Source organism: Bacillus cereus group sp. N24 (assembly GCF_016483345.1).
Classification (GTDB): Bacteria; Bacillota; Bacilli; order Bacillales; family Bacillaceae_G; genus Bacillus_A; species Bacillus_A toyonensis.
The window spans coordinates 1-14410 of sequence record NZ_JAEHCA010000054.1; the positions used below are offsets into that span (position 1 = coordinate 1).

A 14410-nucleotide genomic window follows, 5' to 3' on the forward strand; every position below is an offset into this window, starting at 1 on the left:
ATAAACGAATACAATATAAAATCACCTTATTGTGGATGTACTACTGCGGACTAGAGCAGCAACCCTGTCACTAGGCCTATAAGCCATGTTATTTATAAATAATATAGGCTCAAGTTTATTGGGTTACTAATTTTATAAATGTTGATAGTAGTTACAATAAAATGTATTTAGTTTTAAAACAGCTTGTAATACTTCCTCTGGATCATCTTTTTCAAGCATCTGTGTAATTGATAAATAATATAACTTTTCATTTAATTGGTTTGATTTTATGGTCATTCTTAATCCTGTAAGTTGATTTAACATTAAATGATATCTTTTAGCATCGTCAGGATTACTCGGAATATTTTGTTTTAGAATACACTCACAATCTAGAGCTAAATTTATAAATTCTTGATCTTTCGTCACGTTATCCTCCTTTATTGCAGCCAACTGTTATCTATCTTATTAATCCAATATTGCATAGCTCCACCTTCTCTATATTCTTGAATTATACTTGTTTCTTTAAGATATTGAGTTTGAGAAGCTGTAAATCCTTTAAGTATTCTCGTCCCTTTGGGTACCTTAATTGTATATTGTGTATTGAGCGGATTCCCCCAAACTTCTAATACGGCTAACTCATTTCTAGTTTCTTCAATATTTCTTTCTTTATCTCCCCACCAATAACCAAGGCCATATTTAGATTCTGGTTCACCAGCCTTGCTTCTTCTATATAATGTAAATGGCTTATCAGTCTCTATAATTTCTATTTTTAATTCCTTAAATGCTAATACATCTGAATTTGTTCCTTTAAAATCAAAATTAGAAAATCCTGCAGATCGTATTACCTCTCTCTTTAAACTTGCTCGCTCCATTATACTCAGATTTAAATTATCTATTTTATCTAGAGCCTGATTCATGTCTTTAACTGACCAATTTTTCAAATCACTATTTCTAATATAACTGATTTTTTCTTCTAGATTAGTATTATCATTGAAAGTACTAGTCATTTGCTCAATATTGCTTGAATTGATGTTTTTTTCTTGTGCATATGTAATAGAAAAAGGAATACTCCCCATTAATAAAATCAACATGCTTATAATAGAAAAATACTTTTTCATAATTAATTCTGTCCCCTTATATAAATCTATTTTTAACCTTTTTAATTAGAAATAAAATCTAGTTTTCTTAAAATAAATTTCCATACCGGTTCTTCTCCTGTAATGACAGATACTCTACCAATCATTCCTGTATGTAGTTCTTGTAAATCTTTTGTATCAATTGTGGCTTCTAGTTCATACATATACCCTTTCGTATCTTTATCAAAAGTAGGATATGCTGATACATATGTTATTTGTCCCATTTGTTTATCTGTTTTTTGTAACTTAAATGAATATTGTACTTTATCCCCTTTTTTTATTCCTTTTATCTCTTGAGCTGGTAATAAGATTCTTACCTTTTTTTGTTCTTCTTTTGGGATAATTGAAACAATCTCTTGGCCAGGATTAATTAAATCCCCTTGTTGCAAGATGGAAGGAAATTGTACAATCCCGTCTTTTTGTGCCTTTATGATTGTAGTTTCATTTTGATGACGCAGTCCATCTAACTCTTGCCTTTTAATAAATAGTTCTTGTTCTAGGGATTGAATACGTTGATTCACTGAAATCATAGTCTCTTCTTTATATTGCTTTAAAGCATCTTTCTTTTGTGCTTGCTTTCCTTCTTTAGTAACATCAATTTTTGTTCTTTCATGCTCTAAAGTTTCTTTTCGTTGTTGGATACGCTTTTCTACACTGTTTTGTTGAGATTCTAAATTCCCTATTTTATCATTCATTACTTGTTTTTGTTCTTCTAATATATTTTCTTTTGTTTTTTGTTTTTCGATTGTGTCTATTTCTCTTTGGACATTTTCTTTTTCTGCAATTAGTCCTTGTAAAACTTCATCTTGCTCGTTTGAAAATTTACTATTTTCTATTACTTTTATTTCATTATCATTTTCATTTTGTATAGATTGATATTTTTGATCATAAGCCTGATATTCTTCTTTTATTTTTTTATCCACATCATCAGGAAAAGAAGATTTATGAGACTGGATACTCACTTTCAGCTGCTCTAACATTCCCTTTTGTTTTTCTAAATGTTGTACAATTTGGTCCATCTGGTTTTGTTTATCTGTTAATTCCTGATTCTTTAATTGGAGTAAAATATCTCCTTTTTTCACTTCGTTACCAGACTTTACATTGACTGTATCTACCACACCTACAATTTGAGTACGAGACACGCTTACGTCTGATTTTCCTTGTATCATTGCTGTTCCCTTACTTACAATATCTATCTTACTGACATAAGCCCAGATAAAAAAAACAAATAAGCTCATCAAAATAAAAATAAGTAATCCAGCAATAAAACGAGGTGGTTTTTTTTCTAATAATTCCTTACTATCAGTTAACTGATCAAACGAATAAATCTTACTCATCTTGAACACCCCGCATTGCATAAGATTGAGATTCTATGTGTTCTATATGAACAGTTTGATTCTTCCACAAACGATAATACTCTCCTTTATGGAATAATAATTCTTCATGTGATCCTTGCTCTTTAATATTTCCTTGTTCCATCACGAAAATTTGATTTGCATGCTGGATTGTACTTAATCGATGCGCAATCATAATTACAGTAACTCCTTGTAATCCCAACTCCTTTAACATATCGGTAATATGTTTTTCAGTTGTAGAATCTAAATTACTTGTCGCTTCATCTAAAATTAAGATATCTGGCTTTTTTAATAACGCTCTTGCAATTGCTAAACGCTGTCTTTGTCCGCCGGATAAATTTGACGCATTTTCTTCTAAGAGAGTTTCATAACGTAACGGTAGTTCACTAATAAACTCATGTATAAAAGCTTGCTTACATACGTGTATAACCTCTTCCAAAGTAACTTGTCGTGTTAAACCAAAACATAAATTCTCATAAATAGAAGCACTAAAGAAGAATGACTCTTGAGAGACATATGCAATTCGATCTCGTAATGCAGTACGGCTTATCTCTTTGATATGATAATCATCATAATATATATTCCCTTGTTGAGATTCATAATAATGCATTAATAGTTTTGAAATGGTTGTTTTACCTGATCCACTTTCTCCTACAAATGCTACTTGACTACCTGATTCAATTGAAAAACTTATGTTATTTAATACATTTTTACGTGTTCCATAACGAAATGTAACATTTGAACATTGGATTTTACCTGACAATTGTTTAGGAGAGACTTTATTATCCTCTTTTTCACTCTTTTCTTGATCTAAATCAAAAATTTCATTTAATCGTTCTCCAGCGACTAGTGCAGATTGCATGGTAGGCTGAATACCAATCAAATTTTCAATTGGATTTAAAAAATATGCTAAAAGTGCATTATATGTAATTAACTCACCTATCGTCATATTCCCTTTTAATACTTGTATGGAACCAACCCAAAGGATGATAGTTCCACCAATTAATTCAAGTCCCATTTTAATAGAACCTTGTAAATTGGATAGCATTCCTCTTTTAAATACATGCCTTAGTAGATTAATAAAACGACTTTCAGTTTGAAAAAACACTTCTTTTTCCGCGTTATAAGACTTTACAGTTGCAATTCCATTTAAAGATTCTACTAAATAAGAATTTAATTTTGCATTACTTTCCATTTCTTTACGATTAATGGATTGATACGGCTTATGGAAGGCAAAAATAATACCAATATAGAAAGGTATTATTAATAAAGTCACACCAAATAAAATTGGACTATGGATATATAACAAAACAGCTCCTATTGTAACCATTAATGTATCAATCATTAAAGTAACCGTTATGGTTGACAAAGCATCTCGTATTTTACTTGCGTCCATAAATCGAGAAATAATTTCGCCCACTTTTCTTGTTTCAAAGAAATTCATTGGTAATCCTACAACATGACGATAATACCCAAGCATTAAGTGAATATCTATTCGCCTACTTAAATATAAGATTAAATGAGTGCGAAAATAAGAAAGAATTATCTTAAATATATACAATATAATAATTCCAATTGATACAATATGGAGTGTCTGTATCAACTGATTTGCTACGATATCATCAATTAAAAATTTAAAATAAAATGCTCCCAATAGCCCAAATAAATTAAAGAAAATAGAAGCAAAAAACAAAGGTATTAATAAATTTTTTTGTTGTGTTAATAATAAGAGGAATCGTGAAAATGTTCCCTTTGATTCTTTCCCTTTTTGAAAATTTTGTCCAGGAGACATTAATACAAGAATACCTGTCCACATTTGGCAGAATTCTTCTAACAAGTATGTAACTAATCCCTTTTCTGGATCAGCAATATAAATTTTATTATCTTTAACCTTATGAATTACTACATAATGTAACAAACCACCATTGACTACAACATGAGCAATTGAAGGTAATGGGATTTCTTTTAAATCTTCGGGTTTTGTTGCTTTTACAGCTTTTACTTCAAACCCCAGTTTTTCACCGGCTTCCATCAAACCTTTAATATTTGTTCCCGCTAAGTCTGTACCAGCCACTTCTCTAATCTTTGAAATAGAAGTAGTAAACCCATAATGGCGAGAAATCATCGCTAGACATGCTGGACCACAATCTTTTAAATCTTGTTGCCTAATACAAACAAACTCTTTTTTGAACAAAAACGTAGCCTCATTTCCTTTATATTTGGATATAACATGTTAAATATTATATCCAAATATAACAAAAAAATAGAGAATATGTAATTTTGCATATTCTCTATTTTTTTTGGAAAAAAGTGTTATTATAATTAACATGATTGATATATCGCAATTAACAAATGGATATAATAGTAATAATATTGTTTTTATTATATTAATTAATTAATTACGTGTAATAATCAAAAATATAATAGTAAGGGGTATAAATAATTATGAAACTAGAAGCACTTACAGAAAAAGAACTTTTAGAAATTTCAGCTGGTGGCGCGGGCAAATGTGTAGCAGGCATCGCTTCTGGCGCAGTATTAGGATTCCTGAATGGTGCTAGCTACACTTGGGAGCTTGGTCCTGGTGTAATTTATGGTGGTGGAGTAGGAGCTTTAGCTGGCGGCGTTGCTGGCGGCGTTGGTAGTTGCTAATAAAAAATAAAAGGAGAATCATATTATGAACTTAGAGACACTTACAGAAAAAGAACTTTTAGAAATTTCAGCTGGTGGCGCAGGTAAATGTGTAGCAGGCATCGCTTCTGGCGCAGTTAGCGGATTCCTAACAGGAGCTGGATACACTTGGGAGCTTGGTCCTGGTGTAATTTATGGCAGTGGAGTAGGAGCTTTAGCTGGCGGCGTTGCTGGTGGAATTGCTGGTTGCTAATAAAATATATATCTAATAATAATTAGAATGAAAAAAGCGATTAAATTTTTAATTTAATCGCTTTTTATTTATATAAGATAAAATCAGCAATTGTATGTAATATGAATCATGAAGCACCCCCATAAAAATGTGATTTTATGAGGGTGCAAATAAAAATTCTATTTTTAAAACTAATTCAATATTTATTAAACCCCTTAATTTCTAACGGTATGCCTAAAAATGTATAAAACCCAATTTTAAAATTTACAGAAAGAAGGGTTTAATTCTATAGACTATATTTCACTTGTATTCTAATTTCAATTAATATAACTTTTTTAAATTAAATGATGAAATTACATACATGCTAGAACCAAAGAATAAGCCTGCACAAATCCATATAATAATATCAGATAAAGAAACTGATATTTTTCCTGAGCTTAAATAAGGAAAAACATAACACATTAAAATAAACATTTCAAAGGTCCAAAGCAAACCCGCTTTAATACTAGATTTTTTAATCTGTTTTTTCTTTTTTAAAAATTCTTCTTCTGTAGAGCACTCTATATCATTCAATCTATTCTTTTTTAATTTCCACATTAGATAGTTAGCGTAAAACATATTAACTACAAAGATAATTATAGTTCCTATGGATAAGGTGTGATTAATAGTATCAACTACTAGCATAATAAACATAGCTAATATATTTGCATACCATAACATTAATCCTGCAATAGCAAACTCTTTGTTTATTTCTTGTATTTGATATTCATCTCTTTCGCTTACTTTGTTTATAAATCTCAAGTACATTTTTTCTAAGATATTTTTCATTGTTACAAATCCTCCCAAAATAAATCATTTAAAGTAACTCCAAGGGCTTTACAAATCTTAATACACAGATTTAAAGATGGATTATATGCGTCTTGTTCAATTAAACCTATTGTTTGTCTGCTAACATTTGTCAATTTTGCTAATTCTCCCTGTGTCATACCTTTTTCAAGTCGAATCCGCTTAACTTTGGTAAGCATCTAAAAACCCTCCAATACTATAGTTTACTTTTGTTATTTATATATTACATTTGTTTTTTATATATGTCAAGTGTCATGTATATGTATGAGATCCCAGTGCGAATTTCGACATGAAATAAGCCGAATCTTCTATTCTAAGAAAATTCGGCTCTCATTCTTTATAAAATGATTGTTATTTTTTTTCTTCATATTCTTTCATTACTTTATAAAAGGGGTCACAATACATGCCCATCAACTTAAGAACAGAAACAACATGAACTTTCGTTCAAATAAACTAAAAAACTCTTAAAATATTTTGTTTCCTTAAAAATAAGCATGCCAAATAAACCTAGATTAACAGAACTTTAAAAAATTATGCGATTTTCTTTTGTTTTTCCAATCCACTATACTCATAAATAACACCCAGGATATCAAAGAATGTTTTTTTCTCGTATCGGTGAGATTTTCGTCCATTTTTCAGTAAGAGGTTGAATAGACGGCACAAGATTTTGGTTATTTCTTGAGTATTTTGTTGTATAGCTTGATACAAGATGTATAGATGATCTTGTATTATTCCAATGGCTTTATATTCGCTTAATTCCTTTTGTTTCTTTTGTAAAATCAATTGTCGCATCTTAAACATTGTAGAAGAACATAGGAAAATAGCAATAAGCTTTCCATAAATGTGACATTCTAATCGCTCTTGTTTGATATTTTGCCAATGATGGATTTGAAAAAGTGATTTCCAAGTTTTAAAGATAATTTCGATTTGCCAACGAAGAGCGTAAAAATCATGTATTTGTTCCATCGGAACAATCTCCCAAGGTGTATTGGTTACATATATGTTAATGCCGGCTAATCTTTTGCTTTTCTCTGAATATGTAATGCCCTTCTTACTTTCTGTATACACTTGTTTTTTCATACGCTCACGAAGTTGTTTTTCAGTTAATCGATACATAATCACTCGTGTGAATAGTTTTTATCCTTTCCAATATAACCGTCTGTTATTTCATGGACCTGTCCAGGTTCTAAGGTATTCATAATGTGTTCTAAATCAACTTTGATATACTGAGACTGTTTTTTTACTGTCCCATTTCGAAAGTATTCAGGAGACTCATTTTTGATATACACCATATTATTTAGTTTAAGCCGCGATATATAATACACGCCACGTTGGTCCATTTGATCTAAATCATCCAGTGAATAATAGCCTAAATCCCGAATACATAGATTGCCAGGCCGTAATGTCGCTAAACACTCTGTTCCAAAGGTCTTATCATTATTTTTCCCCGGTTCAACTCGGAAATTTAAAAACTGCCCGCTATGTAAGTCATATTCTAATTGAATCTTTATGCCTGCTGTTTGTGCACAACCACCCGAACCAGGATACACACTAGCTAAGTGGTTTGGTACTTGAAAAATTGTTGCACCTAAAATACGAATCCGCTGAAAATGGGTTAGTGAAGAACTTGGAATCACTGAGGTTTCACAAATTCTATTTTTTTATAATGCAGAGAAAACATGTTTTAAAAAGCAAACAGCTTTTTTATTGAATCGTTTATTTAGTCCTTCTGGACTAATAAGAGTTCCTGTAGCTGCATGTAGTTGACTACACAGTCTAACTAAAGAATCACTTGCTATTCTTTGACTCACCCAAACACAGATAGTGGCTAAGTCATGTCCTGAAAACTTACGCTTTCGTTGAACAAAATCTAACTCTCTAGCAAGCTCTACTAAAAATGAAGGAGTAAAATATTGATATAATTCCTGAGTAAATAATTGGAGTTCATCTTGAATCGAAAGATTCATAAAAAATGCCATCCTTTCTGCATATTTCTACAAAAAGAATAACGACTTTTTCGCAATATGGATACAAATTTATCAAAGGATAAATTTGCTTTTAGGTAAAATTGATTATTTAGAAGTAAAAGTTTTTGGAATTAAAGGTGAGAAAAGGGAGCTGCTTTTTTGGTAATTATAGGAGGGACTCGTGGAAAATAGTTTTGCATATTATCCATTAATTAATCAACATGTTAGCTTAAGTACCTAACTTAACATATATTTCTAAGTTTTCAACTGTAAAAGTACCGAAAACGGAGGTTTTGAGACTTCTTTATATTTCTTATTTGATCGATTTGATATAGAAATAATCCTACAATAGGATAATTTCTTTTTATAAAGAATCGGTGAGGTATGTTAGAATATTCATAAAAGTTATAGAGGAGAAAACAATGAATGTTCATAAAAAGAAGATACAAATCAACGACACAGCAATTAGTTACACACACATAGAAGTTGGTTCCAAAACCATTTGCTTTATGTTTTCTGGAGCAGGATATCAGTACGATAGCCCGTTGTTTTATTATTCGACGATGGTAATGCTTCAAAACAACATCGATATTGTCCATATTCATTACTCGTATGATGAGCAAACAATGAAAAAAAACAATGAAGAACTAACTAAGATAATGATGGATGATATTAATCCCGTGATGGTGGAAGTTTTAAAAAATGGTCAATACAATAATACAATTTTTTTAGGGAAATCACTCGGAACCATTCCAATTGCAAATGAGCTAATGAAGAGAGATGAATTTTTAAAGTCAAAAATGATTTTACTTACCCCGCTGTTGAGATCCGATTCAGTATTTGACTCTATTTTTAATAGTCAACATCAAGGACTGTTAGTTATCGGGAATAAAGACCATCATTACAATTCAACTCAAATTAACCGATTAAGTAACTCGAATTTAAAAATTGATGTTGTCCAAAATGCAAACCACTCCTTAGATATTGAAGGATTTGAAGCAACAAATTCAATTTTAGTTTTATCCGAAATAATGAAAAAACTTCAAGAAACCATCAGTTCAAATTAACCATAAACTGGTGTTATCAATAATTCAACAATTAGTGTACTAATTTATTTTAATTTTGTACTTCAAAACCGAACCCGTTTGTTTACTTTTATTCAGCCTTTTTATGTACACTATTGATGGAATAATAGTCCGCTATCTATATTGATTTTGTCACCGCCACGATTAACAAGCTTAATCTTAAAGTAATCTTGACCACCTGTGAGATGACCTGGAGAGTTCAGCTCACAGGTGGTGTTTATTTTTCTTAAGTTGATGGGCATGGGGTCACAATATCAAAAAAAGAAAATTGTACGTTTAGACACAATTTGGATACAAATTAACCGGTTCCCTGTACGTTAAGGAACCGGTTTGTAGTTTAGTTTGTCTTATCAATTTGTTTATATTAACGATTTAGACTGTAGAGCATTTGAGCACGAACGCAGTCTATTGGTCTATTTACAGGTATCTCTAAGAAATATTCTAGCTGCCATATCTGAGTTTTTTGAGCCTGACGGCTCGTAGGTTTGTCCCAAGGTGGATAAACGCGTATTGCTCGTTTACCACCTTTACCCTTATTAGATACTATATCCTGATCACATAGAACAGCTTTTGGAAATACAAATTGACCAAAGTTATTCCCATCGCGGGTACTAATAACAAACAAATCGACTGGATCTGATATGTCATATGGTTGGATCGGTCGATCCCCAATTCTCTCCCACAAAGTCACAAATTGCCCGACCTTTGTAGGAGTAATTTTAGCGACACGAAATCTAATGGAGAGAGCGTTCAAATTAAATATATATGCCCCATATTCAGCGTTTTGTGCTTCTCTTCGTGGCTGAGAACATTCGAACCTGCATGGGCTATAGACAAAATCCTTAGTGGCAAGAAGGTCACTATGAATTGTGACAGAGGAAGCCCAGGAATTTTGACCACTGATCTCAGCGACTGAAAAATCTCGATTTTTCTCCTCCATCTGTTCAAATCCTCCATTTTAGTTAGTAAGCTTACTATTCATTATTCAACCGACAGAAATATCCTTATATCACCATCTTTAGAGTGAAATTGAAAATCAGTTGTATATGCTCTTTTTATATCACTTTTCCAGATATCCACCCAAGCGTTAAAAACACCTTGTGGATCAGTATGATTTACTTCTACAACATGATAGTTGCCTGCTGGAATGATGACACTACTTTCATCAATAAATTTCTCTTCAGTACCAATATGCAAATCATAATCACCTGTAAAATCACTTTCATAATTATTATACACAGCATATACATCACCTTTTAAATTTAAACGAAGAATCTCTTCCCATAGACTAAGTAGTGCATCTGTATTTTGATTATTTGTTCTTATTCTTTTTCCATGAATTTGTTTTTCAGTAACTGCTACATTCATTGTTAATTCCTCCTACTAGTTGATATAGAAAGTGTAGCATTCATACTATGACAACAGTCTGTCAGCTTTTATAAATAAATTTAATTTCATTCCTATATTCATTTTTAAGCCATAGTGGAGATAGTATCTTTACATGTCTACCAAACATCAATAAAAACGGCAACAAATTTTTATTGATGTCATAATGAAAGACAACTTTTAAACTCCCATCTTCAAGTACCGTTATTTCATCCTCAGTAAAAAAATCGTATAATTTTCCAAGTTCACTTTTCGAAAACAGTAATATAATTTCCTCCATTTTAGCTGTATTATTAGTGAAATACTCGTTTTCCTCAGTATAGACAGTTCTAGTATTGTCATGTATTACTTCCATATTTCTTATCCTAGTCAATTTAAATAATCTCAAAGCTTTTCTGGATTCACAAAAGGCTTCTAAATACCAACTACCATTCATAAAATTTAATTTTAAAGGTTGAATAATTCGACTAGATACATTCGCTGTTTGTGAAACATAAGAAATACAAATTTTATTTCCCTCATCAATTATAGAGAGTATTTTTTTTATCTTACCTTTTGTTTCGTCTTCTATAATTTCTCTGTGCAGGGTAGATGATGTTATCGTAATGTTAGAATGATAGTCTTCTTTATTTTCTTTCAATAATTCTATTTTTCTTTGTAAAATTGACAGTTGATTCGTATCAAATAATTCATTTTTTAATGTTAAACCCTCTAATAAAAATTTCTTTTCCTCTTCATTAAAGGTAAATTTATCTAGTTGATAGTTATCAATTAAAGTAAATCCCCCATTCTTTCCTAAATATGAAATAATGGGGATACCGATTGACGACAAAGCATCCATATCTCTATAAATCGTTCTTGTACTTACTTCAAATTCATTGGCTAATTCTTCAGCAGACACTATATTTTTCTTCAATAAGTAGATAAGTATTGAAAACATTCTCGCGGTTTTCATGATTTGTTCTTCCTCCTGTAAGTGTGTGAATGATTAACAGATGGAATCGCTACATCTGAAAATCTCCCTGATTTAACGGGATCCCTTTTATTTTCCAAAAGTGTTGTTACAAGAAAAAAAGAACTGGGTATTGGCCAGCTCAATTCAATTTGCTTTCATATTCTTTCATTAGTTTATAAAACGTGTTTTTCCTTAGCTCTAACATTCCCATAAACATAACAGCAGTTATCTCTCCACTCTTCCACTTTGAATAAGTTTCTTCTATTATATTTATTTGTTGTTTGCTTAAGGTCGAAAGGTTCACCTGAGGACGGCCTAAATGTTTTCCTTGAGATTTAGCTACCGCAATCCCTTCCGCTTGTCTCTGATGAATTTTTTTCCGTTCTTGATCTGCAACATAGGAAAGCAAAGATAAGAATTGATCTTCCATTAATCTTCCCATATCACCCATATCACGAAATTTACGACTATCAAACAGAGTTTCATTCTCTAAAACAACAATATCAGCTTGTAATTCTCTTGTTATGTACTTCCATTCTGAAATTACTTCATCATAATTACGACCCATACGATCTAAAGCATCTATGTAAACAATATCACTTGTACTCAATATTTTTCGTAATAATTGATACTGAGGACGATCAAAATGTCGTCCACTTGCTTTATCAACAAAAATCCGACGAGCTTCCACCCCTCGTTCCATCATCTTATGTAATTGACGTTGTTCATTTTGATCTTTTGTACTTACTCGTATATATCCATAAATATTTGCCATGGTTGGTATTCTCCTTACATTTGTTACTACAATTATATCACTTTCGTTTATAAAGGTATTCAATAAAAATAAACGTTTATAAATATAATTTAATTACCTTTATAAACTTGATATTTCAATGTTTCTTAGATGTTACTAATCTGTTTATAAAGGTATACCTTTATAAACGCCTATTGACTTTTCCTATTATGAAAGTAATATTCCAGTTGACATTTTAAAATTTATTGATTTTCCAATGCCAAATAGTCCGTATTTAGCTAAAAAATAGCCTTAAGGTACACCAATGCCTAGAAATGTGTCCAAATTATGTCTAAACGTACAATTTTCTTTTTTTGATATGGTGAGGCCTAAAATGAAAAAATACGCTATTCTTTCTGTAGAATCATAGGAAAGGATGGCGTTTTTTTATGAATCTTTCAATTCTTAACGAACTTCAACCAATTGCTGAAGAATTACAACGACATATGTCTCCCAAAGTTCTAGAACACCTAGCCAAAGAAAAAGGATTCGTTCAGCGAAAGAGTAAATATCAAGCACAGGAGTTAGTTGCTTTATGTGTATGGCTTAGTCAACAGGTCGCAAGTACATCACTCACACAATTATGTAGCTGTCTTGAAGTATCTACAGGTGTTCTTATCAGCCCTGAAGGGCTTAACCAACGATTTAATGCTTCCGCAGTACAGTTTCTTGAACAAGTTCTAGCTAACCTTCTAACTCAAAGAATTCATTCAACACAAGAAATAATTCATCAATATACCACGACCTTTAAGCACATTCGGATTCTAGATTCTACAACATTTCAGCTTCCAGATAAGTTTTCTTCACATTATCAAGGTTCGGGTGGAAGTAGCCATACGGCAGGAATTAAAATTCAATTGGAGTATGACCTATTGAGCGGGAAGTTCCTGCACGTTTATGTAGGAGAAGGAAGAGAAAATGATAAAACCTTCGGTTCAACAAACCTACAAACCATTCAACCAAAAGACTTGTGCATAAGAGATTTAGGATATTTCGACTTACATGACTTACAGAAGATCCATGATAAAGACGTTTACTATGTCTCACGTTTGAAATTAAATTCTCGAATCTATCGTAAGAATGATGAACCAGAGTATTTTCGAAATGGAATCGTGAAGAAAAGAACACTCTATATTCAGTTAGATATGGAAGAACTCATGAATCAATTGCTCCCTGGTCAAACAATGGAGATTTCAGAGGCATACATTGGACAGTATCAAAAATTACCAGCTCGTGTTATTATTCATCGATTAACAAAGGAACAAACAGAAAAAAGGTTGAAAGAACAAGCCAAAAAAGAAAAAAAGAAAGGTATTACCTACAAAGAACGAAGTAAACGATTGAGTGGAATCAACGTGTATATTACGAATCTTTCTACAGAAAATGTTCCAATGGAACATATCCATGACTTGTATTCATTACGCTGGCAAATTGAAATTTTGTTTAAAACATGGAAGTCGTTCTTTCAAATTCACAAGTGCAAAGAAATTAAGAGAGAACGCTTAGAATGCCACTTATATGGACAACTCATTAGTATTTTACTCTGTTCATCAACGATGTTTAAAATGCGTCAGTTACTCTTGGATAAGAAAAAGAAAGAGTTAAGTGAATATAAATCTATCTATATGATAAAGAATTATTATCTGTTGTTTTATGAAGGATTACAAAAGGACACCAATGAATTATTAAAAATTTTACTGCGTTTGTTTTATCTTTTAGAGAAAAACGGGCGGAAATCTCACCGGTACGAAAAGAAAACAGTCTTTGATATCTTAGGTGTTGTGTATGATTGCACGTTGTCTCAAAGTTTCAAAGTTGCATAATATTTTTTAAAACATCTATTTAATAGGTTTATTTGCTATGCAAATCTTTAGTATAGTCGTAGAGATTTAAAGAAATAACACTCACATATATCCTCCTGGCATCCTTAGGTTGATGGCGATGTGGTGCTACCCCTTATAGGGGTATCGCCACACATCCATCAACTTAAGGATTTAGACTATTTTTGAAGTTAAAAGCACGTTACTATTTTCTTATGTTAATGA

General features: G+C 31.5%; 14 protein-coding genes and 1 pseudogene. 4 read left to right on the forward strand and 11 right to left on the reverse strand.

What is annotated here, in order from left to right; genetic code table 11:
* Positions 1 to 132: 132 nt before the first annotated feature.
* Genes JDS95_RS29765 through JDS95_RS29780 form a run of 4 tightly spaced genes read right to left on the reverse strand, consistent with a single transcriptional unit; the run spans position 133 to position 4664 of the window.
* On the reverse strand, positions 133 to 405 hold the full coding sequence (locus JDS95_RS29765; protein WP_044796673.1) for a hypothetical protein: 273 nt from the start codon (positions 403 to 405) through the stop codon (positions 133 to 135).
* 11 nt (positions 406 to 416) lie between these two features.
* The gene (locus JDS95_RS29770; protein ID WP_199690995.1) at positions 417 to 1097 is read right to left on the reverse strand and encodes an autotransporter; all 681 of its coding nucleotides are present in this window, start codon (positions 1095 to 1097) and stop codon (positions 417 to 419) included.
* 41 nt (positions 1098 to 1138) lie between these two features.
* Positions 1139 to 2452, reverse strand: a complete 1314-nt coding sequence (locus JDS95_RS29775; protein WP_199690996.1) for a putative HlyD family type I secretion protein — start codon at positions 2450 to 2452, stop codon at positions 1139 to 1141.
* Entirely contained in the window at positions 2445 to 4664 is a 2220-nt protein-coding gene (locus tag JDS95_RS29780; protein ID WP_199690997.1) for a peptidase domain-containing ABC transporter, read from the reverse strand. Before JDS95_RS29780 ends, JDS95_RS29775 begins: the two co-directional genes overlap by 8 nt.
* A gap of 251 nt (positions 4665 to 4915) precedes the next feature.
* On the opposite strand from JDS95_RS29780, the gene JDS95_RS29785 reads away from it, so the two are divergent.
* Positions 4916 to 5122: a hypothetical protein gene (locus JDS95_RS29785; RefSeq protein WP_199690998.1), complete on the forward strand. Its 207-nt coding sequence runs from the start codon at positions 4916 to 4918 to the stop codon at positions 5120 to 5122.
* Positions 5123 to 5147: 25 nt separating this feature from the next.
* Positions 5148 to 5354: a Blp family class II bacteriocin gene (locus tag JDS95_RS29790; RefSeq protein WP_199690999.1), complete on the forward strand. Its 207-nt coding sequence runs from the start codon at positions 5148 to 5150 to the stop codon at positions 5352 to 5354.
* 300 nt (positions 5355 to 5654) lie between these two features.
* On the opposite strand, the gene JDS95_RS29795 is transcribed toward JDS95_RS29790, so the two are convergent.
* The 3 genes and pseudogenes from JDS95_RS29795 to JDS95_RS29805 all read right to left on the reverse strand — a co-directional run bounded on the left by JDS95_RS29795 (position 5655) and on the right by JDS95_RS29805 (position 8146).
* Entirely contained in the window at positions 5655 to 6161 is a 507-nt protein-coding gene (locus tag JDS95_RS29795) for a DUF3278 domain-containing protein (protein WP_199691000.1), read from the reverse strand.
* Positions 6162 to 6163: 2 nt separating this feature from the next.
* Positions 6164 to 6358 (reverse strand): helix-turn-helix transcriptional regulator, encoded by a 195-nt coding sequence (locus JDS95_RS29800; protein ID WP_199691001.1) that lies wholly within the window; start codon positions 6356 to 6358, stop codon positions 6164 to 6166.
* Between the two features lie 352 nt (positions 6359 to 6710).
* A pseudogene (locus JDS95_RS29805) lies at positions 6711 to 8146 on the reverse strand (IS4 family transposase).
* Between the two features lie 422 nt (positions 8147 to 8568).
* Between JDS95_RS29805 and JDS95_RS29810 the strand changes: the two are divergent.
* Positions 8569 to 9213, forward strand: a complete 645-nt coding sequence (locus JDS95_RS29810; protein ID WP_199691002.1) for an alpha/beta family hydrolase — start codon at positions 8569 to 8571, stop codon at positions 9211 to 9213.
* A 382-nt stretch (positions 9214 to 9595) separates the two neighbouring features.
* On the opposite strand, the gene JDS95_RS29815 is transcribed toward JDS95_RS29810, so the two are convergent.
* From JDS95_RS29815 to JDS95_RS29830, 4 genes are all read right to left on the reverse strand, one after another.
* Entirely contained in the window at positions 9596 to 10171 is a 576-nt protein-coding gene (locus tag JDS95_RS29815) for a MepB family protein (protein ID WP_199691003.1), read from the reverse strand.
* Positions 10172 to 10212: 41 nt separating this feature from the next.
* Positions 10213 to 10599 (reverse strand): GyrI-like domain-containing protein, encoded by a 387-nt coding sequence (locus JDS95_RS29820; protein ID WP_199691004.1) that lies wholly within the window; start codon positions 10597 to 10599, stop codon positions 10213 to 10215.
* Between the two features lie 61 nt (positions 10600 to 10660).
* Positions 10661 to 11572 carry a helix-turn-helix transcriptional regulator gene (locus tag JDS95_RS29825; protein ID WP_199691005.1) on the reverse strand — a complete coding sequence of 304 codons (912 nt, stop codon included), beginning with the start codon at positions 11570 to 11572 and terminating at the stop codon, positions 10661 to 10663.
* Positions 11573 to 11711: 139 nt separating this feature from the next.
* Positions 11712 to 12347, reverse strand: a complete 636-nt coding sequence (locus tag JDS95_RS29830) for a recombinase family protein (protein WP_199691006.1) — start codon at positions 12345 to 12347, stop codon at positions 11712 to 11714.
* Between the two features lie 407 nt (positions 12348 to 12754).
* Between JDS95_RS29830 and JDS95_RS29835 the strand changes: the two genes are divergently transcribed.
* Positions 12755 to 14188 (forward strand): IS4 family transposase, encoded by a 1434-nt coding sequence (locus tag JDS95_RS29835; RefSeq protein ID WP_199691007.1) that lies wholly within the window; start codon positions 12755 to 12757, stop codon positions 14186 to 14188.
* Positions 14189 to 14410: the final 222 nt, after the last annotated feature.